Here is a 22,974-nt window from a genome sequence, read left to right on the forward strand (position 1 = left end):
GCCCTTCCGCCGGCCCCTCGACTCCTCTCCTTGAGGAAGACGCAAACATTCTCGGCCGCGGGGGAAGCTTCCCCTGTCGCATCAGGTGCGGCAGGGCCATCAGCCAACCGGAATGTAGGCCGTCATCAGCACGAGCGACGTCAGCACGACCCAGACCGCGGCCAGATCCCAGGCACCGGATCGGCTTTCCTTGCGCTCGCGCCTGCGCCAGATCACGAAGGGTGTTCCAGCATTTGCCGCGGTGTAGTAGGCGGGTAGCTTGCGCATGCAGGTCTTGCAATAGCAGGCTCCCCGGCGATTGAGCGTATTGCAGTCCTCGCAGACGTCCGCGCCGTGCGCGGTGCCGTTCGAGAATCGCATCAGGTCGAAGAGATCGCCGAAGGCGACGGGCGTGGTCGGGGTCGACGAGGACTCGGCGTTCGAGGCGCCTTGTCCGCGCCCGGCGCTGCTGAGGTCAGCCGTGGGTTGACGCCACGCGCCTTCATGGATGAGCTGGGTGAAAAAAGTCATGGCCGCAGTTGCCTCCGTCTGATTGCGCTGGGAAAAATTCCCATGTACACGTTTGTCAGATGACCGCGGATGTCTTCCTGTCAGACGAGAACCCGAACCGGCGTGCGCACGGAAAGGGCGGGTGAACATTGCGTTTCAATACTGGCTACTTCCTGAACGAGATGGTGTGACGAGGCATGGCCCAGCCACCGAGAAAGTCCGCTACGACTCATCGAGTACCCACCAGGTCGACGGCCGCTGCAAAGCTCTCGGAGCTGGCGGATGGACACCTGGACGACGTGCTCGCTGCTTGCGCCCGCGTGTTGCGGCCGCTGGTCAGGCTCGCGTTGCACATGGGGGCCAAGCACGCTCAGCTCGACCTGCTCCTTCGAGGCCTGCTGATCGAGGAGGCCCGCCGTACATGGCGCAAGCAGGGGGTCGAGGCCAACATCAGCCAGCTGTCCGTGACCACCGGCCTGAACCGCAAGGCGGTGACCCTGATCGTGCGTGATGCTGTCGAGCACCTGCCGCACTCGGAGATGTCCGCGCCGGCCAAGACCTTGACCTTGTGGCTGCGCATCTGCACGCAGAACCCGTCGCTTCGGAAGCTGCGGCTCGCTGGCGAGGGTGCCGGACCCTCCTTCGAATCGGTCGCCCACGAGGCCACGCGCGGCAACGTGCACCATCGCGCCGTGCTCGATGAGCTGCAGCGCCTGGGCATGGTCACGGCACGCGAAGGATTTGTCGAGCTGAACGTGGACGGGTTCGTGCCCGCGCAGGATCAGCGTGGCATGCTCGCATTCCTAGGCGACAACGCGCGCGATCATTTGCTCGCCGCGGTGTCGAACACCATCGGCGGCCAACCGGCCTTCCTGGAGCGATCCGTATTCGCGAGGGGCATTTCCATGGAGGACTGCGAACGCATTCATCAGATGACGCGCGCACGCTGGAACGCTCTGCATCACGAGCTCGCGGACGAGCTCAACAATGCCTTCACCTCGGCGCCAAAATCAGCCGGGGCGCGTATGCGCGTCGGCATCTACGCCTACTTCGAGAACATCGAATCCGGGGTATCCACGCCGAACGCCGGGCCGAGTGAGTCCGACGCTCGATCGGGAAACCCGCCAACATGATGAAGACCTGCTTGCGCGCAGCCTGCGCCGTGCTAACCCTGGCCCTGCTGAGTTCCTGCGGTGGCGGGGGTGGCGGTGTGCCGATTGCCGCCCTGGCGGGTTCTGGCGCTGGAGCGGTGGCCGGCCCCGGCGGCCCGGATGCAGATCAGTCGCTGCTGCAGCGCAGTCCCGGACCGGCCGGCGGCGGCAGCGGGCCGGGCGATACGGGCGCTGGCTCCGGCGGCTCATCCGGCGGGGGCGGCACATCCGTGGCCGGTGGCGACGACGGCTCGGGCGTGGGCTCGGGCGGCACCGGCGTCAGCACCGCGGATGCGGGCATCGGTTCGGTGGATGGTGCGGGCAGCATCCTGGTCAATGGCGTGCACTACAACACCGACGGCGCGGTGGTGGTGCTCGACGACGTGCCCGGCCTGCAGCTGGGCATGACGGCGAAGGTCACGGGGCCGTTCGATACCGACCTGACGAGCGGCAGCGCCCAGCGCGTCGAATCCGCGATCGACCTGCGGGGGCCGGCAAGCTCGGTCAATGTCGGGCAAGGCAGCTTCGTCATCCTCGGGACCACCGTGACGACCGACGAGGCGACGGTCTGGGCCGATGCGCGAGGGGCCGCGGACATCGCGGCCGGCGCGACGCTGCAGGTGTGGGGCCTTCCGTCCGCACCCGGAAGCCTGCGCGCGACGCGCGTGGAAGTGCATGCCAGCGGCACGCCGATCCTGAGCGGCGTCGTGCAGAACCTCGATGCCGTCGCGCGACGTTTCAGCATCGGCGGCACCACGATCGACTACGCACAGGCCACGGTCACCGGCGGGGCCGCCGGGCTGCCGTTCGCCAACGGCGTGCTGGTGCGCGTGCGCGCAAGTGCCGTCGGAAACGGGCCGCTCGTCGCGAGTTCGGTGCAATGGTGGTATCCGGCTCCCGCGGCGGACGGCGTGGCCCTGCAGCTGGCCGGCGTGGTGACGGACTTCAACGGGCTCGCATCCCTGCGCGTGCTTGGCAGGCCCGTGAATGCTTCCGCCGCCAAGGTCTCGGGTGGGCCGGAGCGGTCGGTGGGCAATGGCGTCAAGGTGATCGTCGGAGGCGTGATGTCCGGCGGCGTTCTGCAAGCGAACCGGCTGAAGATCCAGAACGTGCCGGGCACTGGCGGCCAGCCGTCCTTCAGCCTGACCGGCCAGATCTCGACCTTCAACTCGATCGCCGATTTCCGCATCAAGGGACAGCCGATCGATGCGAGCGGCCCGAAGGTCGTGTTCGTCAATGGCACGGCTGCAAACCTGGCTGCCCACGTGCGCGTCAGCGTCGAGGGCAGCCGCGTTGCCGATGGCGTGCTCATCGCCGATCGGGTGACGTTCCAATGAACGGCCTTGCTGAAAGCGCTACGCGGAGTCCTGCTGTTTCAGCCACAGCTCGGGGCTGGGCTGCCAGCCTGCCGAGTCTTGCGCTCCAGCACGGAAGTTGCCTCGCCTAACGGGAGCGAAAGCCCGGCACCGGCCGGTCCGGATGCCCGGCCGGGAAGAGCACCTCGAAGGGCCGTGCCGCGCGCTGCAGCATGACCGCATCCAGCACCGGCTGCGCGCCCGTCGATGCGTCGGGCAGGATCTGGCTCTCGTACGCCTGCATCGCGAAGCACTTGCGTCGCGTCGCATCGGAATCCAGCGGCAGGCGGCAGGCGCTGCGCCAAGGCAGTCGCGGGTCGCCGGGTTCGGCCCAGTTCCATGCCCACACGGGCACCTCGACCAGCCGTGCACCGCGCCGCCGAGCGGCGCTTGCGCATGCCCGCGCGGTGGCCTCATGGTCCGGATGCCCGTCCCGATGCCATGTGGTGAACACGACATCTCGGAAGTCGATGAGGCCGCAAAGCCGTTCGGCCAGTCGGCCGCGCTGGTTCGACAGTGCGCCGTCTTCCAGCTTGAGGCGTAGCGGCGACTCGACGATGCCGAGGCAGCGCAGGGCGGCGCGGCTTTCCCGGGGGCGCACCTGCCGCAGCAACCTGGGCGTCCAGGTCGAGGAGCCGCGATGGCTCGCGGTGCCATCTGTGACCGCGATCACCCGGACCGGGATGCCCTTGCGTGCCAGTTGCGCCAGCAGGCCGCCGACCATCAGGACCTCGTCGTCGGGATGCGGCGCGACGACGATGACTCGCGCGCCGTCGGGTACCAGCGTCTCCGCATCCACCCGGGGGAGCCGCGTCAGCCCAGGCCATCCGTTCCAGGCTTCCTCGGACGTGCCGCCGGAGCGGATGACGGGGTCGGCCGGACTGGGCGTCTTCATAGGGGCATTCGTCGACTGGACGCCGAAAGGTTCTCGCAGCGGCCGCGCTTTGCAGGCAGGCAGGGGACGCATGGCAGGGTAGGCAGCCGGACCGTTCGCGCGTCCGCCGTTCCCACGCCGATCGTTGCGGGAGGGCCGCGCGGATAGTACTCAGCAGTGGGGATGCTCAATGCAATGTCATCGATCGGCTCTATAGTGCCGGCGCGCCTCGCACAAGGACAAGGCGACGACGATGACTGGCAGGCAGGAGGAACAATGAAGCAGTCCGAACGACATCTCGACACGTTTTCGACGTTGCTCGATAGCGGGAGGCCGGAGGCGGCCCTGCAATACCTGAACAGCGGCGTACCGCACCGCTATACCGCCGTCTACCGATTCGAAGGGGACATCCTCCGCAACGTGCTGCTGTACGACAAGCGCAGGCAGATGCGTCCGGATTTCCTCATCGCCGTGCCCTTCAAGCAGAGCTTCTGCCAGTTCGTGCGCAAGGATCAGGTTTTTCGCACCGACGATTCCGGGAACGACGAGCGGCTCGTCGGGCATCCTTATCGAGGCGTCGTCGTCGTCTCGTACCACAGCGTCCCCGTCATGAACGCAGAGGGCGCGTTGTGGGGAACCATGAGTCACTTCGACATGAGCAGCCGTCGCTTGGCGGAGTCGGAGTTCGAACTGCTGCAGCGAGCCGCAACTGCGTTGACCGGGCACATCCCGCATCTTTCGGATTGAGCGGCGGCGAAGCCGGCATCCTCACCGACACGGCGTCCGCGCACCTGTGGGTGCATTCCGACAGCGCCTCCGGCATTTCCGCGAGCGAGCCCGAGCCTCGGCAGTGTCGTCAAGAACACCCTCAGGCAGTCGCGCCTACATCGTGCGCCCCATCGCTTGGGCGATGAGCTGGAAATCCGCCTCCGGCACGCGCAAGTAGCCGAAGCGGAATGCGGCGCCCCAGTGCGTCTTGTCCCGGATGAAGGACAACCGGTCGATGAGGGGCTTGATCGGCGCGTCATTGCAGTCGTGAAACCGCACGTTCACCCGGAAGGGCTTGAAGTCGGGTGACATCTCCACCTGGTAGACCTCGCCCGACGCCACGGTGCCGATGGCGGTGAAGGCCTGCAGGGCGGCGCCGTCGGGGTAGTCGGTGCGCGGCGAATACATCGCCAGCATGTCGCCGGCCTTCAGTCGCTGCACCGCGGCTTTCTTGCCGTGGTTGAGCTGGATGAAGCCGCCACGCACGCCGTTCTGCACATGCGCCTTCGAGACCACGCCGATCCAGTAGTTGCTCATGATCCGATCTCTCCTGCAGTGCGTGTGGGGGTGCCCTGCACTGTAGGGGCGCACTGCTGACAACGTCCTGTCAGCAGTGACGCCGGCCCGGACCACGCAGGCACGGGTTTTACAGGCGGTCGCGTCCGGATAAGAATGGCCCGGAATGCCCGTCCCCACGCCACCGCTGGTCGAAACGCTCACCGAGGTCAACATCGACGACCTCCTGGATTCGGTGGGGCTGTCGCGTCTTCGCGGCACGCCTTTGCGTCACCTCTTCCGGCCGACGGCGCGCCGCTTCGCATGGACGGCCCACGAGTTCGACACGCGCGTGGGCAAGGAGGGTCTTGCGCAGGGCAGCGCGTGGCTGATGAGCCGCATGACGGCCGGCCTCGTCACGTCGGACCTCGAGCGTGTCCCGGCGCATGGACCGCTGGTGGTGCTCGCAAACCATCCGGGGATGACCGATGCGGTCGCACTCTTCACCAGTCTCGCGTCGCGGCCGGACCTTCGGGTGATGGCTTCGGATCGCCCGTTTCTTCGGGCCTTGCCGAATGTGGCGCAGCAACTGATTCTTCTGCCGGAGAACGGGGCAGGGCGCATGGCGGCCCTGCGAGGCGCGGCAAGGCATCTGCGGGAAGGCGGCGCGCTGTTGACCTTCCCGGCGGGAGACATAGAGCCCGACCCCGCCACCTTCGGCCCCCAGCGGGCCCTGGCGTCATTGCAGAACTGGTCGGACAGTTTTGCCCTGTTCGCCAGGTGGGTTCCGGCGGTGCGATTCGTGCCGGCGCTGGTGAGCAATGTCATCTCGCCGGACACGCAGAGGCACCCGTTCACCTGCTTGCGCCGAACGGCGCGCGACAGGGAGAAGCTCGCTGCCGCGATGCAGGTGGCGCTTCCTCGCTATCGCGGGCTCGTCGCCAGAGTCGCGTTCGGCCACCCTGCGAGCGCGGGACCGGACGGGGCCCGGGAACTCAGCGCATCCATCGCGGTGCAAATGCGCCATCTGATCCTTGCGGATGCGAGCTGCGAAGCGCAGGCTAGCGCTGCACATCCACGTCGCGCGACTCCGGCAGCATCCACATCGCCCAGAGGCTGATCGCGCTCATGACCACCACGTACCAGGCCGGCGCCATCGGGTTCTTCGTCAGCGCCAGCAGCCAGGTGACGACGAACTGCGTGGTGCCGCCGAAGATCGACGTGCCGATCGCGTAGACCAGCGACAGGCCGGTGCTGCGCACGGCCATGGGCAGCAGCTCGGGCACCTGCACCAGTCCGGCGGTGCCGAACATGGCGGTGAGGGACGCGAGGATGGCCGACACGATGAGCAGCGTGGCGACGCTCGGCGCGCCGGCCAGCCACATGAACAGCGGCACGATCAGCACCAGCAGCGCCAGTCGCGGAAGCATGTTGATCAAGCGTCGGCCGTGGCGGTCGCACAGTGCGCCGCCCACGAGGGCGAACACGAAAGTCATCAGGCCGCCCATGAGCACGCTGCCTTGCGCGACGGCCCCAGGCAGCTTGAGCACCTGCACCGCGTAGGTGACCATGTAGTTGCCCACCTGCGAGGCCACAGCGGTCGAGGCCGTCGCCAGCACGCCCAAAAGCAGGATCCGGCGATGCTCGCGGAACACCGCGCCGACGATGGCCGCGCCGCTGCGCTCGTGGCCGTGGTCGTGCGTCTCCGGCAGGCTGCGGCGGATGTAAAGCGCGATCGGCACCAGCGCCAGGCTCAGCAGGAAAGGCACGCGCCAGCCCCACGACGCCAGTTGTTCCGGCGTCAGCGCGAGCGACAGTCCCACGCCCAGGCATCCGCCCACCGCGACCGCGAGGCCCTGGCTCGCGATCTGCCAGCTCGAGTAGAAGCCGCGTTTCCCCTTGGGTGCGGCCTCGATCAGCAGGGCAGTGGCCGGCCCCACTTCGCCGCCGAGCGCGAGGCCCTGCAGCAGCCGGCAGAACACCACGATGATCGGCGCCGCGATGCCGATGCTGGCGTAGCCCGGCGTGGCCGCGAGGCCCAGGGTGCCGACGGTGATGAGCGCCACCGTGAGGATCATGGCCGGCTTGCGGCCCGCCTTGTCGGCGAAGGCGCCGATCAGCACGCCGCCCAGCGGCCGGGTGAAGAAGCCCACGCCGAAGGTCGCGACCGCCGCCATCAGGCTGCCGAACTCGCCGCTCACCGGGAAGAAGGTCTTGCCGATGTAGACCGCGAAGTAGGCGTAGATGACGAAGTCGTAGAACTCCAGCGCATTGCCGGCGACCGCGGCCGCGACCGCCTTCCGGCTGATGCGCGTGGGTGCGGCGGCGTCGTGCCGGGCGTTGCTGGGACGAAGGGCCTCTTGCACGGGATGGGAACCGAGAGTGGTGGCGTTCATGGTTGTCCTGGGTGTGGAGTGTGCGTGCTGTGGATCGGCCGTGCGCGGTCAGCCTTGCGACAGGCCGCCCGGCTGCAGGCCGTCGATGGCCTGCAGGCAGGCCTGGCGTCCCTGGTGCCAGATGGCGAGCTTCCAGTCTTCCGCGTCGGGATAGAAGGCGTCCTTGAGCGCCTGCTTGATGTGCAGCGCCTGCATGCCGTCGTCGGCGCCGTGGCGGTGCATCCAGTGCTCGGCGCGAAGCGCGGGCATCACCCGTTCGTTGGGATGCGTGCCGAATTCCAGGCAGATGCCGACATGCACGGCCTGCGCGCACTCCTCGAAGAGCGCCGTCTGGATGGGCCCGGTCATCGGGATGCTGGTCGAGCTGCCGGCGTGCACGTCGGTGAGCGCGCCCCACCACTGCCGCGCGCGCGGCAGCACGCCGTTGTCGAAGCTCGCGAAGATGCGCTCGCCCACGCCGTAGGGCCCGAGGCCGGTGTGGATGTCGACCGAGGCGATCTCGCGCGCCTGCGTTGCGTAGTCGCGCAGGACGGCCCGGAAGTTCTGGTTGCTCCAAGTGGGTGCGCGTCCACCGAAGAACATGCCGTCCGCGTGCGCATGCTGCCCGAGGCTGATGGCACGCTGCAGTCCGCGCTCGCCGTGCTTGTCGCGATAGGCGGCAAGGTCGGCTTCGGCCTGATGCGCAGGCGGCCAGGTGGGCGGCAGCAGCGCGTCGTGGATCGCCCCATAACCCGCATTCACGGGCAGGGGCTTGGCGAAATCGACGAAGTTGCGGTTCAGGTCGACGTTTTCCTGCGTCACGCGGCGCAGGTATGAAAAGCCATACGGGTTGATCGCATGGATGTGCAGCACCGCGGTGTCCGGGTGCGCGGGCGCTCCCAGGCGCAGCATGCCGGTCTGGATGGCCGATCCGCAGAAGCCCTCCACGCCATGCACGCCGCTGAGCACGACCAGCAGCCTGCTCGCATCGGCCGGCCCGTCGAGCACGACGTCCATCGCCAGGGTCTCGCCTTCGGCGCCCGGCAGATCCAGCACGCGGCTGTCGACTGGCAGGCCGCGCGCCGCGGCAGCGTCCTGGAATTTCCGCCGCGCCGTGGCGTAGCTGGGGCTGAAGAGGTCGAGGGAGGCGATGTCGTTCATGGCGGTCGGTGAAGGATCAGGCGGCGAGCGCCACGGACAGGCGATCGGCCAGCAGGCCGAGCCGCTGCTGCCGGCGAGCCCGGCACGCGGCGCCGAAGGCGCGGAAGATGGCTTGTGCCAGCGGGCAGTCGTCGATGCGCATCTCGGGGTGCCACTGCACCGCGAGCGCGAATGAAGGCGCGCCCTCCACCGAGAAGGCCTCGACCAGCCCGTCGGGCGCGGTCGCCTCCATGCGCAGGCCGGGGCCGAGGCGCTCGATGCCCTGGTGATGCAGCGAGTTGACCGGCAGGCTGTGCCGCGTCGCGAGGCCGGCCAACACGCCGCCGGGTGCGATGTGGATCTCGTGGCTGTCGTCGTACCAGCGCTGGATCGGCCGGTCGTGATCGCCCTCGCGGTGGTCGAGGGCGCCGTCCCGGGTGTGCACGGCAGCGTGCAGCGTGCCGCCCCAGGCGACGTTCATCTCCTGGAAGCCGCGGCACACGCCGAGCACCGGGACGCCGGCGGCGACGAGCATCGGCAGCAGCGGCAGCACGGTGGCATCGCGGTCGCGGTCGAGCAGCACGCTCTCGGGCAGCGCGGCGGCGCCATAGTGCTCCGGCGCGACATTGGAGGGGCTGCCGGTCAGCACGATGCCGTCGATGCCATGGATCAGGCTGTCCGCGTCCATGGCCTGAGGTGCCGCAGGCAGCGCCAGGGGCAGGGCCGCGGCCAGTTCCGACACCGCGCGCACATAGCCGTGCAGCAAGGCGTGCGCCGGATGCTGGTGGCGCTCGATGCGGTCGGCGGCGATCGCCACCAGCGGGAGGCCTGCGAGGATTGGAGAAGTGGAATGGGTCATGGTGTTGGGGGCCATTGCCGCGAGTCTAGGAATCGGGGACGATTGCGTAAATTGCAAGTTTTCTGTCATCGGCTTGCAATATCTGCAAGTCATGGAGCCTGTCCCTTGAACACCCGCCAGTTGCGCCACTTCCTCGCCGTGATGGACCTGGGCTCGCTCGCCGCCGCCGCGGAGGCGGTGCACCTGAGTCCGCCCGCGCTTTCGCGCAGCCTGCGCGCGCTCGAAGACGAACTGCGCGTCCCGCTGTTCGACCGGCAGGACCGGCGGTTGCGCCCCACGCCGTACGCCGTGACCTACGCCGAGCGGGCGCGGCGCATCGTGTTCGACGAGCGGGAGGGCGCGCGCTCGCTGGCGCTCATGCGTTCGGGCGAACTCGGCGCCCTCTCCTTCGGCATGGGCTCGTCCATTGCCATGACCCTGCTCGGCCCGATGGTGCTCGAGCTGCTGTCGGCGGCACCCGGCCTGCGCCTCGGCACGCTGGTGCAGAGCACCGACGTGCTGCTGGCCGCGCTGCAGCGCGAGGAACTCGACTTCTTCGTCGGCGACGTCCGGGCAGCCGACGCGGACAGCGGCGTGAGCGCCGAGCCCGTCTACGACTGCACTTTCGGATGGTTCGCAAGGCGGGACCATCCGCTGGCTGGCCAACTGCGGATCGGGATCGAAGACCTGCAGCGTTATCCGCTGATCATGTCCGGCTATGCCAACGAGTCGCTGCTGCGGCGCATGGCGGTCCTGTACGGGCTGCCCCTGCCCTTGCAGCAGCATTTCGCCGCGAGCACGAACGACGTCTCCACCGTGCTGACGCTGCTCACCTCAAGCGATGCGATCGCGCCGTCGACCGATGTGGCGGTGATCTCCGCGCTGCGCGCGGGAACGCTCGTGCGGCTCGACGTGCAGCCCGCCCTCGATCTGGACCTGACGCTGGGGATCGTCGAGCACACCGGCCGCACGCGGCTGCCGGCGGCCGAACGCGCCTTCGAGGTCGTCCGGGCGCACTTCGCCGCCGTCAAGGAAGAAGTCGCTGCGCAGCGGTCTCGCGGGTCGGCGCGCCGTCGGGCAGGCGAGCGCCGCGCGTCTCATTGATCCGGCGGCGGTTCGGGCGAGGTGTCGTCCGAGGGCGTCGACATCTCGCGCATGAGCTGATCGATCTGCTCCGGTCGGAGGCTCTCGTCCGGTGCGAGCGTTGCCGGTGCGGTGCGTAGCCAGCGCGTGGCCGCGGGCCATGCGACCACCATGCCCATGACCAGCAGCAGCGCGATGAGGTAGGGCGCGAGCACGGCGAGGACATTCCACGACCCCGGTCGCGGCGACGTGTGGCCGCGCGCCAGTACCACCGCGTAGCCGAAAGGCGGAAGCAGAAAGCCCGCCTGCAGCGCGAAGAGCGCCAGCGTCGAGATCCAGGCCGCATCGTCGATCTGCGCCAGCAGCGGCGGCATGACGATCGGCACCACCAGGAAGATCAGCTCGAATGCATCCAGCACGAAGGCGCAGGCCAGCAGCACGCCGAGCACGGCCAGCGTCGCGAGCACCGGACGGCCCTGCAGCGATTGCATCAACTGCACCGCGAGCCTGTCGGTGCCGAGCAGGCGCAGCAGCAGCGAGAAGCTGGTCGCGGCGACCAGCAAGGCGAACAGCGCGCCGGTCAGGGACATGGCCTCGTCGAGCACCGTGCGGAGCAGCGCGCCGGTCAGCCGACGCGACACGAATCCCCAGCAGAGCAGCAGCATCCCGGCGGTCGCCGCCGCCTCGACCGCGCGCACCTTGCCGATCGCGACGAGCGACAGCAAGACGAGGATGACCAGCGGCACCACACACAGCGCCATGCGTTCGCTGGTCGAGAGCGGCGCGGGCGATGCGCTTCGTGGCGCACGCGGTGCGGTGAGCAGGATGAGCATCGCCCACACCGCCAGCAGCACGGCGCCGGGCAGCAGCGCCGCCTGGAGGATGTCCTGCGTGTTGACGATGCGCACGGCTGCGCCGGCGTGCGGCAGGCCCATCGACTGCGCGAGGTTCACGCCCTCGGTGTGCGCCTGCAGCATCGCGTCGCCGAGCAGCAGCAGGACCAGCGAGGGCGGCACGATCACGCCCAGCGTGCTGGCGAGCGCCACCATCGCGGTGCGACGGGCCGGCGCGCGGCCTTCGGAGGCCCATCTCGCGTCCGCGGTGCGCGACAGGGTGATCAGGCTCGCGCCGACCGAACCGTTCATCGGTGCGAGCATCAGGCCGAGGCCGAGCCCGGCGAGTTCTGGCGCGGCGGAAGGCGCGTGCCGCCGCAATGCCTTGTCGAGCCCGCTGTAGAGACTGTCGGCGAGCATCAGCCGATTCAGCAAGGCGCCGACCAGGGCATACAGCACCAGCGCCTGCAGCAGATCGCGATCGAGCAGGCCCACGATGCGCTCGGGCAGCGTGCCGAGCACGGCGGCGTCGATCGCTCCCGACGCCAGTCCCACCACCGTGCCCGCCGAGCACACGCCGAGCAGCACCGCGTAGGTCGGCCAGCCCGTGGTCATCATCAGCGCGAGCGCCAGCAGGAGCAGGGCGAGGCCGAACCAGCCCATCGCCATCACGATGCCGCCGCCTCGCCGCGCAGTGCGCGAACGAGGTCGAGCGCGGCCTGGGCACCCATCAGCAGGCCCATCAGCATCAACGCGACCTTGATCATGAAATAGCCGGGATTGAAGCTGTCGGGAAAGAGTTCGAGCGCGCGCACCGACTGGCTCACCGGTGCAGCGGCGCTGGCCACGAGGAAGACGGCCCAAGGCAGCACGCACAGCGGCGCGCCGATGCGGCGCCAAAGCGCGAGGCGGCCCGCGCCGGACAGCGGAATGTCGGGCCGGGCGACCAGATGCGCGCCGCGCCGCCGCGCATGGTTGATCGCGACGGCCACGTAGAGCGCGAACAGCCATTGCGCCAGATCGTTCGCCTGGGGCGATCCCTTGCCGATCCAGTCCCGCAGCGGCCATTGAAGGAACAGCAGCAGGGTGATCGCCAGCGCCAGCGGCATCATCGCGACGCTGATGCCGTCCAGCAGGCGCTGCAGGCGCGAGCGGCCATTCGTCAAGGAAGTCTCCGGGCAGGTAGGGTGGCCGGCATCGTGCCACGCATGCCGGCGAAGGCCAAGCGGACGGGAGACTGCCCCAGCCGATTGCGAGCGCATCGCCGCGGCGCAATCGGCCGATTCGGGTTCCGGCGAGGCTCGCCGATCAGTAGTGGACGACTGAGCGGATCGATTTGCCTTCGTGCATCAGGTCGAACGCCTCGTTGATCTCCGTGAGCGGCATGGTGTGCGTGACGAACGGCGCGAGCTGGATGCGGCCGGCCATGGCGTCTTCCACCATGCCGGGCAGCTGGCTGCGGCCCTTGACGCCGCCGAAGGCGGTGCCCAGCCAGCGCCGCCCGGTGACGAGCTGGAACGGCCGCGTCGAGATCTCCTGGCCTGCGCCGGCCACGCCGATGACCACCGACTGGCCCCATCCGCGGTGCGCGCACTCCAGCGCCGCGCGCATCACGTTCACGTTGCCGATGCACTCGAAGCTGTGGTCCACACCCCAGCCGGTCATCTCGACGATCACCTGCTGGATCGGCTTGTCGTGGTCCTTCGGGTTGACGAAGTCGGTGGCGCCGAAGGTGCGCGCCAGATCGAACTTGGACGGGTTGGTGTCGATGGCGATGATGCGCCCGGCCTTGGCGAGCTTCGCGCCCTGGATCACCGCGAGACCAATGCCGCCGAGCCCGAAGACGGCGACCGAATCGCCTTCCTGCACCTTGGCCGTGTTCTTGACCGCACCGAGCCCCGTGGTCACGCCGCAGCCCAGCAGGCAGACCTGCTCGGGGTTCGCATCGGGGTTGATCTTCGCCAGCGAGACCTCGGCCACCACGGTGTACTCGCTGAAGGTGGAGCAGCCCATGTAGTGGTACACCGGCTGGCCGTTGTAGCTGAAGCGGCTCGTGCCGTCGGGCATCACGCCCTTGCCTTGCGTGGCCCGCACGGAGACGCACAGGTTGGTCTTGCCGCTCTTGCAGAACAGGCATTCGCCGCATTCGGCGGTGTAGAGCGGAATGACGTGGTCGCCGGGCTTGACGCTGGTGACGCCTTCACCGACCTCGACGACGATGCCCGCGCCTTCGTGGCCCAGCACGGCCGGGAAGAGGCCTTCGGGATCATCGCCGGAGAGGGTGAAGGCATCGGTGTGGCACACGCCGGTATGGGTGATCTTGACGAGCACTTCGCCCTTCCTGGGCGGGGCAACGTCGATCTCGACGATCTGCAGGGGCTTTCCGGCTTCGAAGGCGACGGCGGCTCTGGATTTCATGAATGCACTTCCTTGAGGAGGTCGGTGGATCAATGGGGGCGTTCAAACAGGAACGGCTTCGGATTCGCCGCATGCCTCGATGTACGCCGAGATTCGCTGCGCGAACACCGCGGGGATGGCAGTCGCCTGCATGCTGGTCGGATCGACGAATACGCAGGTCCATCGGCCGGTGAAGCTCAGTACCTCGTCGGGACGAAAGCCGCGAATCTGGAATTGAAGCGATGAACTGCCCAGGCGTGTCACCAGGATCTCGATCGCCACTTCCTGGCCGGGCCGCAGGGGCGCCTTGAAGTCGAGACCGCATTGCACGAAGGGACACGACACACCGTACTCGGTGTTGAGGGCGTACCAGTCATGGTCGAGCACAGCGGCGAACCAGCCGTCCAGCGCATCCATCGCGAAGTCGAAGAACTTGACGGTATAGACGATCTTTGCCGCATCCGTGTCTCCGAAGCGGACCATCCGCCGCTGAACGAAAGGAGCGGGGAAGGCGTCTGAGCGAAGCTTCAATGTCTTGTGCATGGGACCTTGCCTTGTTCGGAGGAAGGCGGTGCACAGATCCTCTCCGCGCCCCGCATCATGTTTGGAACGATAGCACGACCGGAGCAATTAGTGCAGGGAATATTTACATACATGAAGATGCCGCGTATGCTTGGTTGTCGCGCTATTGCACGGATGAAGGAAGCAACATGCACCAGGAAGACGAGGACGCATTGGTCGAGGCGATTCACCGCTTCGTCGTGAAGGAGATCAAGCCCCGCGTTGCACAACTCGAAGCGCAGGACGAGTACCCGCACGACGTGATCGCCCGCATGGTCGAGCTCGGGCTGTTCGCCATCGTGGTGCCCGAGCAATACGGCGGCCTGGGCTTGAGCGTTCCTGTGTACGCGCGGCTCATGGAAGAACTGGCGGCAGGCTGGACCAGCCTGCCGAGTTTCATCAACAGTCACTGTTCGGTCTCCAGCATCCTCGCGCGCTTCGGCACCGAGGCGCAGAAGTCGCGCTACCTGCCGAGGCTGGCATCGGGCGAATTGCGCGGTGCGATCGCGCTGACCGAGCCGAACGCGGGCTCGGATCTGCAGGCGATCCGCACGACGGCGCTGCCCGCAGAAGACGGCTCGCTGCGTCTGCGCGGCGGAAAGATCTTCATCACCAACGGCGCGCAGGCATCGCTCTACCTTGTGCTCGTCAAGACGGACCCGTCTGCGGCCACGCCGGCCAAGGGCGGCATCAGCATCTGCATCGTCGAGAAAGGTACGCCGGGCTTCAGCGTTGCCGGGCTCTTCCACAAGATGGCCTTCAAGCATGTGGACACGGCCGAACTGGTGTTCGACGACGTGAAGCTGGGTGCCGACGCGATCGTCGGCGGCGTTCCCGGCCACGGGATGGCGCAACTGCTGGACGTGATCGAAACGGGCCGGATCGCGATAGCGGCCTCCGCCGTCGGACTGGGCCGCTCGGCGCTGAATGCTTCGCTGGAGTTCGCGCGCCAGCGCGAGACGTTCGGGGTTCCCATCGCCAACCATCAGGCGGTGCAATGCCTGCTCGCCGAGATGGCTGCCAAGGTGATGGCCGCCCGCGCGCTGGTGATGGAAGCGGCGCGCGAGAAGCAGCAGGGCCGCCGCTGCGACATGATTGCTGGGATGGCGAAGCTGATCGCCAGCGAGATGAGCGCCGAGGTGAGCCTGGCCGCGGTGAGGGTTCACGGCGGCTACGGCTACGTGTCGGAGTTCCCGGTGGAAAGGCTCTACCGCGAGGCGCCGATCTACATCGTGACCGAAGGAACGAACGAGATCCAGAAGCTGGTCATCGCCCGGCGCCTGCTGGCAGGCGATGGTGCCCTCTGCGGTCTGGCCTGATGAAAGGGATGCCCATGCATGACCTTCGCACCATCGTCGGCCGGATCGACCATTTCGCTGCCGAGACGCCCGACAAGGTGGCGATCGAGTTCGGCGATCGCACGATCACCTATGCGCAGCTCGCACGGTCTTCCGCGGGGCTGGCGACCGTGCTTCGCGCCAAGGGTCTCGGCGCCGCCCAGCGGGTCTGCCTCCTGGCATCGAATGCGCCCGAGTACCTGATCTTCTACCATGCCGTGCTGCGCTGCGGCTCGGCATTGTTCCCCATCAATGCCGATCTGTCGTCCTCCGAGATTGCGTACATCCTCGGCCATGCAGACCCGGTGCTCGCTGTGTGCGACGCCAGCCATTCGCTGCCGTTGGCCGATGCGCAGGCCCGGGCCGCCAGGCCGGTGCCGAGCCTGGTGTTGGAGGATCTGTTTCGGGAGGCCGGCCGCGTGGATGGCGGCGCGGCGCCCGCGCCGCTGCAGGAGCCCCGCGAGGACGATCTGGCCCTCGTCATCTACACATCCGGCACGACCTCGCTTCCGAAGGGCGTGCCGGCCACGCACCGCATCGAACTGCTGTCCGCCGACGCCTTCGCGAGCCAATGGCAGGTGACGGCCGACGATCGCTTCGTGTGTGCGCTGCCGCTGTCGTTCCTGTTCGGTCTCCACACCGCGACGATGGTCGCGTTCGCGCAGGGTGCGACGGTGCTGCTGTTCGAGAAGTTCAACCCCGTGCGCGTGCTCGAAGGCATCGCGTCGCGTCGTGGAACGGTCATGCTCGGCGTGCCGACCATGTACGCGATGATGCTCGAGCATGTGAGCGAGACCGGCAAGCGATATGACCTCGGCTCGGTGCGGCTTGCGGTGTCGTCGGGTGCGCCACTGGCGGGGCCGACCAGGGACGCGATCGAGCGCCGGCTCGGCATGCGCGTTCAAGACTATTACGCGCTGTCGGAGTGTCGGCCGATCTTCAGCTTCCATGCCGGCCGCCTGGGAGATGCTCCCGACGGCTCCGTCGGAATGCCCGTGGCCGGCGTCGAGTACAGGATCGTGGACGAAGCCGGCGCGGATGTCCCTTGCGGCGAAATCGGTTCCCTGATCGTTCGCTCGCCCACACTGATGTCCGGCTACTTTCGCGATCCGGAGCGCACTGCGGGCGCGCTGATCGACGGTTGGCTGCTCACCGGTGACCTGGGCCGCAGGGACGAAGAAGGGGCCATCTACATCTCCGGTCGAACCAGGGACCAGGTGATCTCCGGCGGCCAGAAGATCTCGGCCGTCGAAGTCGAGAGCGTGCTCCTCCAGCATCCTGCGGTCGCGCAAGCCGCAGCGGTTGGCGTGCCGGATGAGAAGTACGGCGAGTTGCTGAAGGCCGCGATCGTGCTGCGCGCGGCGATGCAACTCGACGAGGATGAACTGCGGCGGCACTGCAAGGAGCGACTCGCCGCGTACAAGGTGCCCAGGCTGATCAGCTTCCTCGATGCACTGCCCGTGAGTCCGGCCGGGAAAGTGCTCAAGAGGGAGCTGATCGAGCGTTGATCGCGCCTGTCGCGAGATGCCGCGATGCCGAATCTCGATACACTCGGCAAGGGCATCGCTGCTGCAAACGGCGCCGGCGAGCCCGCCATCAAGACCCGAAGGCCTTTTTTATCAACGGGTCGGCGTTCAAGCATTGAGGGGCGACACACAGTGACGGATGTGGAAGAACAAGAGCGCAAGCGCGTTGTGCGGGACGGAGATGAAACACGCCGCGTCATCCTGAAAGCAGGCATCGCCGAGTTCTCGCGGCACGGCTATGGTGGCGCCACCGTCGAGCGGATCGTCCGCAGGGCCAAGCGCAACGAACGCAGCCTCTACTACCACTTCGGAAACAAGGAAGGACTCTACGTCGCGGCGCTCGAGTTCCTCTATGAGAAGCAGATGCTCGCCGAGCAGGCACTCGACCTGGGCAAGCTCAGCCCGCCCGAAGCGATGCGCGCGCTGGTCCGGTTCACGTGGTCCTACTACCGCGACAACCCCGAACTTCTCAGCCTCCTCAATACCGAGAACCTCTACAAGGCCCAGCACCTGAAGAAATCTTCGGATCGGGTCAAGGCCATCGCATCACCGAAGATGCGGCTGCTCGAAGAACTGTTGGAGCGCGGCGTGAAGTCGAAGGACTTCCGCAGCGGCGCGTCCGCGGACAACGTGTTCCTGCTGATCTCGTCGCTGTGCTACCTGTATGTGTCGAACCGCTACACGCTGTCGAACTATCTGTCGCGCAACCTAGACAGCCCCGATGCCCGCGAGAACTGGCTGGCGTACATCGAGCAGATCGTGGTCGATCACCTCGCCTTGCCGAAGAAGTGATCGGATGGCGCAGAGCGGGCCTCGCGGCCGCTCGTGCGCAAATGGAGTCGGCTGCTTACGCGAAGACCGCGGCTTTCTCCTGCTTCTGCGTCCATGTGTCGCGCACGAAGCGCGCGATCGCTGCGTTCTGACCCATCAGCGAGAAGCGTGCGTTGTGCGCGTAGTCGGGCAGATTGATCATCTCCGTGGTGATCGCCATCAGCCGCGAGTCGGCATGGCGTGCGTGGTGTTCGAGCACCTTGTGCACCACGGCCTTCGTGCAGTCGAGCGCCGAGGCATCCCACGGCGAATGCCATTCGCCCGGGCCCGGTTCCGCGAAGGGATAGAGGATGCCCCGCCCTGGCTCGCCGGCCTTGTAGTCGAACAGCGAGTGCTTCGGAACGGCCGCCACCGGCTGCGTGGGATCGAGGATCGACCACAGGTTGCGCGGACCGTTGGGCGCGACGGCGCGCACCTGCAGCCAGCGCACGATGCCCATGTCGAGCCACTGGTCGACGAGGCTTCCGGGGCGCCGCGGATCGAGTTCGACCCGGCCCGCGGCCACGTCGTCCTTCAGTCCGCACAGTTCGAGTTCCTGCTCGTTGCCCATCTTGAAGATGACGTGGCTGTAATCGAGCGTGAAGTTGAACGGAATGCCACGACGGCGCACCGCTTCGGCCACCGGGACCACGCGGCGGGGGTCCTCGCTCCACATGTTCACGTGCAGCTCCAGCGTCGGCTCGACGTTCAATGCCATGCCGAGGTCGTACGCGCGGAGGTAGAAGTCCGCCACTTGCGCATCGGTCACGGGCCGGCCGGCGCCATCGTGCCAATGGACCATGATGTTGTGCTGACGCGCGCCGACTGTGGCCGCGAGCTTCAGCTTCTCGCCCAACTGGGCCTCGTCCTGCCCGAGCGCATAAAACCAGCTGGCCGTGAGGACCGGCAGCTTCCAGCGCTCGATGCAGCGCAGGTAGGTGTCCACCTGGTCCGGCATCGGCAGGCGATCGAAGCTGTCGAAGACGCCGGATTCGCTCACCAGGCGGAACTGTTCCTCGATCGCTGGCTCCTGCAACGAGACCGGCGCCTCCATCGATGAGGCCTGGGCCCCGCGCCCGTTGCAGCCGATGGGGGGGAGCGTCTTTGTAGTTTCAGGCATGTTGGCGATGTTCAGGATGCATTGCTTCGGAGCTTGCGGATGACTTCTTCGGACGGCTGCAGCTTGCTGCCGTCGATGTAGGTGCCGGAGGGCATGACGCCCTTGCCGTCCTTGATCGCGGTGCGCCCGACGAAGATGCCGAGCGTGGACTGGTTGTCTTGGGGACGGAAGACCACGGGACCGAACGGTGATGTGAATTGCAGGTCCTTGAAGGATGCGATCAGCTTTTCGGTGTCGGTCGAGCCCGCCTTCTGGATGCCGGCTGCAAGTGCCTTCGCAGTCGCGTAGCCGACGACCGAATTGAGTCGCGGATAGTCGTTGTACTTCTTCTGGTACGCAGCCAGGAAGGCCTTGTGCTCGGGCGTGTCGATGTTCGCGTAGGGATAGCCGGTCACGATCCAGCCCGATGGCGCGTCGTCCTTCAGAGGATCGAGGTATTCCGGTTCGCCGGTCAGGAGGCTCACCACTTCGCGACCCTCGAACAGGCCACGGGTCTTGCCTTCGCGCGCGAGCTTGATGAGATCTGCGCCGAAGAGCGCGTTGAAGATCGCGTCCGGCTTTGCATCGGCGATCGCCTGCGTGATCGCGCCGGCGTCGACCTTGCCCAAGGGCGGCGCCTGCTCGGCGACGAATTCGACATCGGGCTGCAGCTTCTTCAGGTTTTCCTTGAAGGCGGCCGCGGCGGCCTGGCCGTACTCGTAGTTGGGATAGATGAGCGCCCAGCGCTTCTTCTTGAGCTTTGCGGCTTCGGGGACCACCGACGCGGCCAGTGCATAGGTGCCCGAGCGCAGTCGATAGGTGTAGCGGTTGCCGTTGTCCCACACGACCTTGTCGGTCAAAGGCCCGGAGGCCAGGAAGAAGACCTTCCGCTGGCGCGCGAAGTCCGCCATCGCAAGGCCGACGTGCGAAAGCGTGACGCCGCTGAGAAGCTCGACTTTCTCTCGCGTGAGCAGTTCTTCTGCCACGCGGACCGCGTCACCGGGATTGGCGTTGTCGTCGCGAAAGATGGTCTCCATCTTTCGCCCGAGGACGCCGCCCGCGGCATTGATTTCCTCCTGCGCCAGCAGCCAACCCTGGCGATAGGGGACCAGGTTCTGAGGCAGTGCCTTGTAGCTGTTGATCTCGCCGATCTTGATCGTGTCCTGCGCGAACACGGTGCTCGCGGCGAGGACGAGGCTGGCCGCCAGCAGGCGGACGGGCGCGGAACGTGGGGCATTCATGAGCAAACTCCTCGTGGGATGACAAAGATCGGGCGTTCAGGTGGCGGAGCCGGCCATCTCTTCGACGATGCGGCGCATCTTGATGGACGAGGCATCCAGCGCGAGGTTGATGCGCTTCCACTCGCGCGGCTTGTCCTCGTTGCGCTGGATGGCTTCGAGCACCTGCTTGTCCTCGTTGAAGGCCAGGCGCAGGCTCGAGAGCAGACGGGCGTCGACTTCCGGGTCGGCCGGCGAGTTCTTCAGGCACAGCCAGTGCTGCATGCAACTGTGCTGGTCGATCGGCGTGATGAAGTGGCAGGCGAACATCTGGATGCAGTCTTCCCTGTTGCCCTCCGGCGCGCCGGTCCCGGTACGTGCGGAGCCGAAGTCGATCACGGCAATGCACGGCGCGTGGTAGTGGTAGTAGTGCCAGCGATCGACGTTCGCACCGCCAAAATCCTTCAGGCCCTGGAAAACCGGGATCAGCGGACCGTCGATCACCCAACGCCATGTGATCACCTTGTTGCCCTGGCGCTCGTGCATGACGCGTGTTTCCTCGCGCCCGGCGCTGGCCAGGGTGGTCTTGTGCACGTACACCACGTGCGTGGGATCGCACAGGTTGTCCGCAAGGCTCAGGTAGTTGGCGCGAACGGGGAGGGCATCGCCTTCGACGACGCTGTAGTTCGGATCGTCATATTCGGGAAGACGAAAGACCTGCCCGGGATCGGCCTTGTCGGCATCGCCCATCCATACCCAGACCATGCCCATGCTCTCGGCGGTCGGGTAGCTGCGAACCTGCGCGCCCGTGGGCGCACGCGCCATTCCGGGTGCGGAGATGCATTTGCCGGTGCAGTCGAAGGCGAGGCCGTGATAGCCGCATTCGACCGCGTCGCCGCGCAACGTGCCGAGCGATAGCGGGGCGAGGCGGTGGGGGCAGACATCCTCCAGGGCGGCGACCTTTCCGCCTTCCGTGCGGAAGACGACCAGGTCTTCCTCCAGCACGCGGCGGGTGGCCAAGGTGCGGCCGATGTCACGCGCCCAGGCAAGGGGATACCAGGCGTTGTAGGCGTAGGGGGTGTTCATCGCAGACTCCTTCGATGGGTGTTCAGCAGAGGCTTCAACCAGGTGTTGGCGTTGCTATTGCAGGACTCGTGCCTACATCGTATGTAAGTAAATCCTCCATTCAATTGGAGGAAACACTTAACAAGCCGGGCGAGACGATCGGTTCTGGTGCGAGGGACGATTCATTCTGGTGAAGGCGCGCCGAATTGGCGCACTTACGGGGCGGGAAAGTGACCACCCCTTCGTCCGGAGGGTTGTCGTGAGAACCGCTTCGCGGGGCCCCGTAGCCGGGTTGAGATGTCGATGTGTCGGGTGTTACTTGTCGGCGAAGGCGCGTTCGACGACATAGTCTCCCGGCGTCGTGGTGTTGCCTTCCTTGAAGCCGCGTGCTTCGAGGATCTCGCGCATGTCGATCAAGAGACCGGGGCTCCCGCAGAGCATGACGCGGTCTTCTGCGGCATCGAGGGGCGGAAGTCCAAGGTCGTCCGTGAGCTTGTTGGTGGCAACGAGATCGGTGATGCGCCCCGTGTTGCGGAATTCCTCGCGAGTCACCGTCGGGTAGTAGAGCAATTGGTCGCGGATCAGGTCGCCCAGGATCTCGTGGTTGGGCAGGTGATTCGTCACGAGGTCGTGATAGGCGAGTTCATCGATCTGCCGCACGCCGTGTACCAGGATGATCTGGTCGAACCTCTCGTAGGTCTCCGGGTCGCGGATGACGCTCATGAAAGGCGCAAGTCCAGTTCCCGTGCCGAACAGATACAGGCGCTTGCCCGGCAGCGTGTAGTCGATGAGCAGCGTGCCGGTGGGCTTGCGGCCCACGATGACGGTGTCGCCCGGCTGGACGTGCTGCAGTCGGGAGGTGAGCGGACCGTCTTCCACCTTGATGCTGAGAAACTCCAGATGGTCCTCGTAGTTGGCGCTGGCGATGCTGTAGGCGCGCAGCAGCGGCTTGTCGTTGACCTTCAGCCCGATCATGGTGAAGTGACCGTTGGAGAAGCGAAGCGCCTGGTCTCGCGTGGTCGTGAACGTGAAGAGTCGGTCGGTCCAGTGGTGGACGGCGAGGACGCGTTCTTCGCTGAATGCACTCATGGTTTCGGTTCCTTCGATACGGGTTGAGGATCGTTCGAGCGTGTCCCTCGAACACGGCACAGTCGGGTTTCTGCGCATTTCATGTAGGGAATGCTACATGTATTGTTTGCGCATGCTAGTCACGTTGCCGGAGCTTCGCAAGAGTTTTGACGCAGAAATTCCCGGTCGCGCTGAAACTGCATTTGCGTCACTTTTGTGAAGTCTTGTCGAGCGAGAACCGCTTTGCTAAAGTGCATTTGATGTAGGAAACACTTAACGCACAAAAAGAGTGCGCATGCCCATGATCGATATACGCCGTGTGTTCACCCAGGTCGAGACCATCCATCACGAGTTCGGCCCCCGCGCAGCAACGCCGCTGGTGCGTGGCGCGATCGCCGCGGTGCTGACCAATCCCTTCGCGGGCCGCTACGAGCCCGACATCCTTCCGATGATGAAGCTGCTCGATCCGGTGGGTCTGGACATGGCGCACCGC

Annotated in this window: 23 protein-coding genes; 9 read left to right on the plus strand and 14 right to left on the minus strand. The window is 66.6% G+C overall.

Features of this window, described 5'->3' with window-relative positions:
• Nucleotides 1-99: 99 nt before the first annotated feature.
• Nucleotides 100-510: a hypothetical protein gene (locus WKW77_RS18635; RefSeq protein WP_340358343.1), complete on the minus strand. Its 411-nt coding sequence runs from the start codon at nt 508-510 to the stop codon at nt 100-102.
• A gap of 176 nt (nt 511-686) precedes the next feature.
• Here WKW77_RS18635 and WKW77_RS18640 point away from each other — a divergent pair, with 176 nt between their 5' ends.
• Both WKW77_RS18640 and WKW77_RS18645 read left to right on the plus strand, forming a co-directional pair.
• Nucleotides 687-1,622: a DUF6502 family protein gene (locus tag WKW77_RS18640; RefSeq protein WP_340358344.1), complete on the plus strand. Its 936-nt coding sequence runs from the start codon at nt 687-689 to the stop codon at nt 1,620-1,622.
• Nucleotides 1,619-2,977, plus strand: a complete 1,359-nt coding sequence (locus WKW77_RS18645) for a DUF5666 domain-containing protein (RefSeq protein WP_340358345.1) — start codon at nt 1,619-1,621, stop codon at nt 2,975-2,977. Before WKW77_RS18640 ends, WKW77_RS18645 begins: the two co-directional genes overlap by 4 nt.
• Nucleotides 2,978-3,083: 106 nt before the next feature.
• Here the strand turns inward: WKW77_RS18645 and WKW77_RS18650 are convergent, their stop codons facing one another.
• Nucleotides 3,084-3,890: a PIG-L deacetylase family protein gene (locus WKW77_RS18650; protein ID WP_340358346.1), complete on the minus strand. Its 807-nt coding sequence runs from the start codon at nt 3,888-3,890 to the stop codon at nt 3,084-3,086.
• Between the two features lie 255 nt (nt 3,891-4,145).
• On the opposite strand from WKW77_RS18650, the gene WKW77_RS18655 reads away from it, so the two are divergent.
• Complete coding sequence (locus WKW77_RS18655) at nt 4,146-4,616, plus strand: GAF domain-containing protein (RefSeq protein WP_340358347.1); 471 nt, start codon at nt 4,146-4,148, stop codon at nt 4,614-4,616.
• Between the two features lie 135 nt (nt 4,617-4,751).
• Here WKW77_RS18655 and WKW77_RS18660 read toward each other — a convergent pair whose 3' ends face one another.
• Complete coding sequence (locus tag WKW77_RS18660; protein WP_340358348.1) at nt 4,752-5,174, minus strand: EVE domain-containing protein; 423 nt, start codon at nt 5,172-5,174, stop codon at nt 4,752-4,754.
• A gap of 145 nt (nt 5,175-5,319) precedes the next feature.
• Here WKW77_RS18660 and WKW77_RS18665 point away from each other — a divergent pair, with 145 nt between their 5' ends.
• A complete protein-coding gene (locus tag WKW77_RS18665; protein WP_340358349.1) occupies nt 5,320-6,252 on the plus strand; it encodes a 1-acyl-sn-glycerol-3-phosphate acyltransferase in 933 nt (310 codons plus the stop codon).
• Here the strand turns inward: WKW77_RS18665 and WKW77_RS18670 are convergent.
• From WKW77_RS18670 to WKW77_RS18680, 3 genes are read right to left on the minus strand one after another with little or no spacing between them, the layout of a single operon-like run.
• A complete protein-coding gene (locus tag WKW77_RS18670; protein ID WP_340358350.1) occupies nt 6,194-7,528 on the minus strand; it encodes an MFS transporter in 1,335 nt (444 codons plus the stop codon). The two genes, WKW77_RS18665 and WKW77_RS18670, sit on opposite strands and share 59 nt — an antisense overlap.
• A 48-nt stretch (nt 7,529-7,576) precedes the next feature.
• The gene (locus WKW77_RS18675; protein WP_340358351.1) at nt 7,577-8,668 is read right to left on the minus strand and encodes a M14 family metallopeptidase; all 1,092 of its coding nucleotides are present in this window, start codon (nt 8,666-8,668) and stop codon (nt 7,577-7,579) included.
• A gap of 16 nt (nt 8,669-8,684) precedes the next feature.
• Entirely contained in the window at nt 8,685-9,521 is an 837-nt protein-coding gene (locus tag WKW77_RS18680; protein ID WP_340358352.1) for a gamma-glutamyl-gamma-aminobutyrate hydrolase family protein, read from the minus strand.
• A gap of 90 nt (nt 9,522-9,611) precedes the next feature.
• Here WKW77_RS18680 and WKW77_RS18685 point away from each other — a divergent pair, with 90 nt between their 5' ends.
• Nucleotides 9,612-10,589: a LysR family transcriptional regulator gene (locus tag WKW77_RS18685; RefSeq protein ID WP_340358353.1), complete on the plus strand. Its 978-nt coding sequence runs from the start codon at nt 9,612-9,614 to the stop codon at nt 10,587-10,589.
• Here the strand turns inward: WKW77_RS18685 and WKW77_RS18690 are convergent.
• The 4 genes from WKW77_RS18690 to WKW77_RS18705 all read right to left on the minus strand — a co-directional run bounded on the left by WKW77_RS18690 (nt 10,583) and on the right by WKW77_RS18705 (nt 14,341).
• Nucleotides 10,583-12,070 carry a TRAP transporter large permease subunit gene (locus WKW77_RS18690; RefSeq protein ID WP_340358354.1) on the minus strand — a complete coding sequence of 496 codons (1,488 nt, stop codon included), beginning with the start codon at nt 12,068-12,070 and terminating at the stop codon, nt 10,583-10,585. The two genes, WKW77_RS18685 and WKW77_RS18690, sit on opposite strands and share 7 nt — an antisense overlap.
• On the minus strand, nt 12,070-12,567 hold the full coding sequence (locus tag WKW77_RS18695; RefSeq protein ID WP_340358355.1) for a C4-dicarboxylate ABC transporter substrate-binding protein: 498 nt from the start codon (nt 12,565-12,567) through the stop codon (nt 12,070-12,072). The genes WKW77_RS18690 and WKW77_RS18695 overlap by 1 nt, the downstream gene beginning before the upstream one ends.
• 142 nt (nt 12,568-12,709) lie before the next feature.
• Nucleotides 12,710-13,819 (minus strand): S-(hydroxymethyl)glutathione dehydrogenase/class III alcohol dehydrogenase, encoded by a 1,110-nt coding sequence (locus WKW77_RS18700; RefSeq protein ID WP_340358356.1) that lies wholly within the window; start codon nt 13,817-13,819, stop codon nt 12,710-12,712.
• A gap of 42 nt (nt 13,820-13,861) precedes the next feature.
• Nucleotides 13,862-14,341: an acyl-CoA thioesterase gene (locus tag WKW77_RS18705; RefSeq protein ID WP_340358357.1), complete on the minus strand. Its 480-nt coding sequence runs from the start codon at nt 14,339-14,341 to the stop codon at nt 13,862-13,864.
• 167 nt (nt 14,342-14,508) lie between these two features.
• On the opposite strand from WKW77_RS18705, the gene WKW77_RS18710 reads away from it, so the two are divergent.
• The 3 genes from WKW77_RS18710 (at nt 14,509) to WKW77_RS18720 (ending at nt 18,014) form a co-directional block, all read left to right on the plus strand.
• The gene (locus tag WKW77_RS18710; protein ID WP_340358358.1) at nt 14,509-15,678 is read left to right on the plus strand and encodes an acyl-CoA dehydrogenase family protein; all 1,170 of its coding nucleotides are present in this window, start codon (nt 14,509-14,511) and stop codon (nt 15,676-15,678) included.
• 14 nt (nt 15,679-15,692) lie between these two features.
• Complete coding sequence (locus tag WKW77_RS18715) at nt 15,693-17,204, plus strand: class I adenylate-forming enzyme family protein (RefSeq protein ID WP_340358359.1); 1,512 nt, start codon at nt 15,693-15,695, stop codon at nt 17,202-17,204.
• 159 nt (nt 17,205-17,363) lie between these two features.
• The gene (locus tag WKW77_RS18720; protein WP_340358360.1) at nt 17,364-18,014 is read left to right on the plus strand and encodes a TetR/AcrR family transcriptional regulator; all 651 of its coding nucleotides are present in this window, start codon (nt 17,364-17,366) and stop codon (nt 18,012-18,014) included.
• A gap of 55 nt (nt 18,015-18,069) precedes the next feature.
• On the opposite strand, the gene WKW77_RS18725 is transcribed toward WKW77_RS18720, so the two are convergent.
• The 4 genes from WKW77_RS18725 to WKW77_RS18740 form a co-directional block, all read right to left on the minus strand.
• Nucleotides 18,070-19,152 carry a xylose isomerase gene (locus WKW77_RS18725; protein WP_340358361.1) on the minus strand — a complete coding sequence of 361 codons (1,083 nt, stop codon included), beginning with the start codon at nt 19,150-19,152 and terminating at the stop codon, nt 18,070-18,072.
• An 11-nt stretch (nt 19,153-19,163) separates the two neighbouring features.
• Nucleotides 19,164-20,372 (minus strand): ABC transporter substrate-binding protein, encoded by a 1,209-nt coding sequence (locus WKW77_RS18730; protein ID WP_340358362.1) that lies wholly within the window; start codon nt 20,370-20,372, stop codon nt 19,164-19,166.
• Nucleotides 20,373-20,408: 36 nt separating this feature from the next.
• Nucleotides 20,409-21,434, minus strand: a complete 1,026-nt coding sequence (locus WKW77_RS18735) for an aromatic ring-hydroxylating dioxygenase subunit alpha (protein WP_340358363.1) — start codon at nt 21,432-21,434, stop codon at nt 20,409-20,411.
• 294 nt (nt 21,435-21,728) lie between these two features.
• Nucleotides 21,729-22,502, minus strand: coding sequence for a ferredoxin--NADP reductase (locus tag WKW77_RS18740; RefSeq protein ID WP_340358364.1), 774 nt, complete (start codon nt 22,500-22,502; stop codon nt 21,729-21,731).
• 280 nt (nt 22,503-22,782) lie between these two features.
• Between WKW77_RS18740 and WKW77_RS18745 the strand changes: the two genes are divergently transcribed.
• The coding region (locus WKW77_RS18745) for an amino acid synthesis family protein (protein ID WP_340357560.1) at nt 22,783-22,974 on the plus strand (192 nt) is incomplete at its 3' end.

Origin of the sequence: Variovorax ureilyticus (assembly GCF_037889935.1) — a bacterium.
GTDB classification, from domain to species: domain Bacteria; phylum Pseudomonadota; class Gammaproteobacteria; order Burkholderiales; family Burkholderiaceae_C; genus Variovorax; species Variovorax ureilyticus.

Excerpts from the sequence above, each read along its gene's own strand:
- WKW77_RS18635 (WP_340358343.1), bottom strand. The coding sequence starts at position 510 with ATGACTTTTTTCACCCAGCTCATCCATGAAGGCGCGTGGCGTCAACCC.
- WKW77_RS18640 (WP_340358344.1), top strand. The coding sequence starts at position 687 with ATGGCCCAGCCACCGAGAAAGTCCGCTACGACTCATCGAGTACCCACC.
- WKW77_RS18645 (WP_340358345.1), top strand. The coding sequence starts at position 1,619 with ATGATGAAGACCTGCTTGCGCGCAGCCTGCGCCGTGCTAACCCTGGCC.
- WKW77_RS18650 (WP_340358346.1), bottom strand. The coding sequence starts at position 3,890 with ATGAAGACGCCCAGTCCGGCCGACCCCGTCATCCGCTCCGGCGGCACG.
- WKW77_RS18655 (WP_340358347.1), top strand. The coding sequence starts at position 4,146 with ATGAAGCAGTCCGAACGACATCTCGACACGTTTTCGACGTTGCTCGAT.
- WKW77_RS18660 (WP_340358348.1), bottom strand. The coding sequence starts at position 5,174 with ATGAGCAACTACTGGATCGGCGTGGTCTCGAAGGCGCATGTGCAGAAC.
- WKW77_RS18665 (WP_340358349.1), top strand. The coding sequence starts at position 5,320 with ATGCCCGTCCCCACGCCACCGCTGGTCGAAACGCTCACCGAGGTCAAC.
- WKW77_RS18670 (WP_340358350.1), bottom strand. The coding sequence starts at position 7,528 with ATGAACGCCACCACTCTCGGTTCCCATCCCGTGCAAGAGGCCCTTCGT.
- WKW77_RS18675 (WP_340358351.1), bottom strand. The coding sequence starts at position 8,668 with ATGAACGACATCGCCTCCCTCGACCTCTTCAGCCCCAGCTACGCCACG.
- WKW77_RS18680 (WP_340358352.1), bottom strand. The coding sequence starts at position 9,521 with ATGGCCCCCAACACCATGACCCATTCCACTTCTCCAATCCTCGCAGGC.
- WKW77_RS18690 (WP_340358354.1), bottom strand. The coding sequence starts at position 12,070 with ATGGCGATGGGCTGGTTCGGCCTCGCCCTGCTCCTGCTGGCGCTCGCG.
- WKW77_RS18700 (WP_340358356.1), bottom strand. The coding sequence starts at position 13,819 with ATGAAATCCAGAGCCGCCGTCGCCTTCGAAGCCGGAAAGCCCCTGCAG.
- WKW77_RS18705 (WP_340358357.1), bottom strand. The coding sequence starts at position 14,341 with ATGCACAAGACATTGAAGCTTCGCTCAGACGCCTTCCCCGCTCCTTTC.
- WKW77_RS18710 (WP_340358358.1), top strand. The coding sequence starts at position 14,509 with ATGCACCAGGAAGACGAGGACGCATTGGTCGAGGCGATTCACCGCTTC.
- WKW77_RS18715 (WP_340358359.1), top strand. The coding sequence starts at position 15,693 with ATGCATGACCTTCGCACCATCGTCGGCCGGATCGACCATTTCGCTGCC.
- WKW77_RS18725 (WP_340358361.1), bottom strand. The coding sequence starts at position 19,152 with ATGCCTGAAACTACAAAGACGCTCCCCCCCATCGGCTGCAACGGGCGC.
- WKW77_RS18730 (WP_340358362.1), bottom strand. The coding sequence starts at position 20,372 with ATGAATGCCCCACGTTCCGCGCCCGTCCGCCTGCTGGCGGCCAGCCTC.
- WKW77_RS18735 (WP_340358363.1), bottom strand. The coding sequence starts at position 21,434 with ATGAACACCCCCTACGCCTACAACGCCTGGTATCCCCTTGCCTGGGCG.
- WKW77_RS18740 (WP_340358364.1), bottom strand. The coding sequence starts at position 22,502 with ATGAGTGCATTCAGCGAAGAACGCGTCCTCGCCGTCCACCACTGGACC.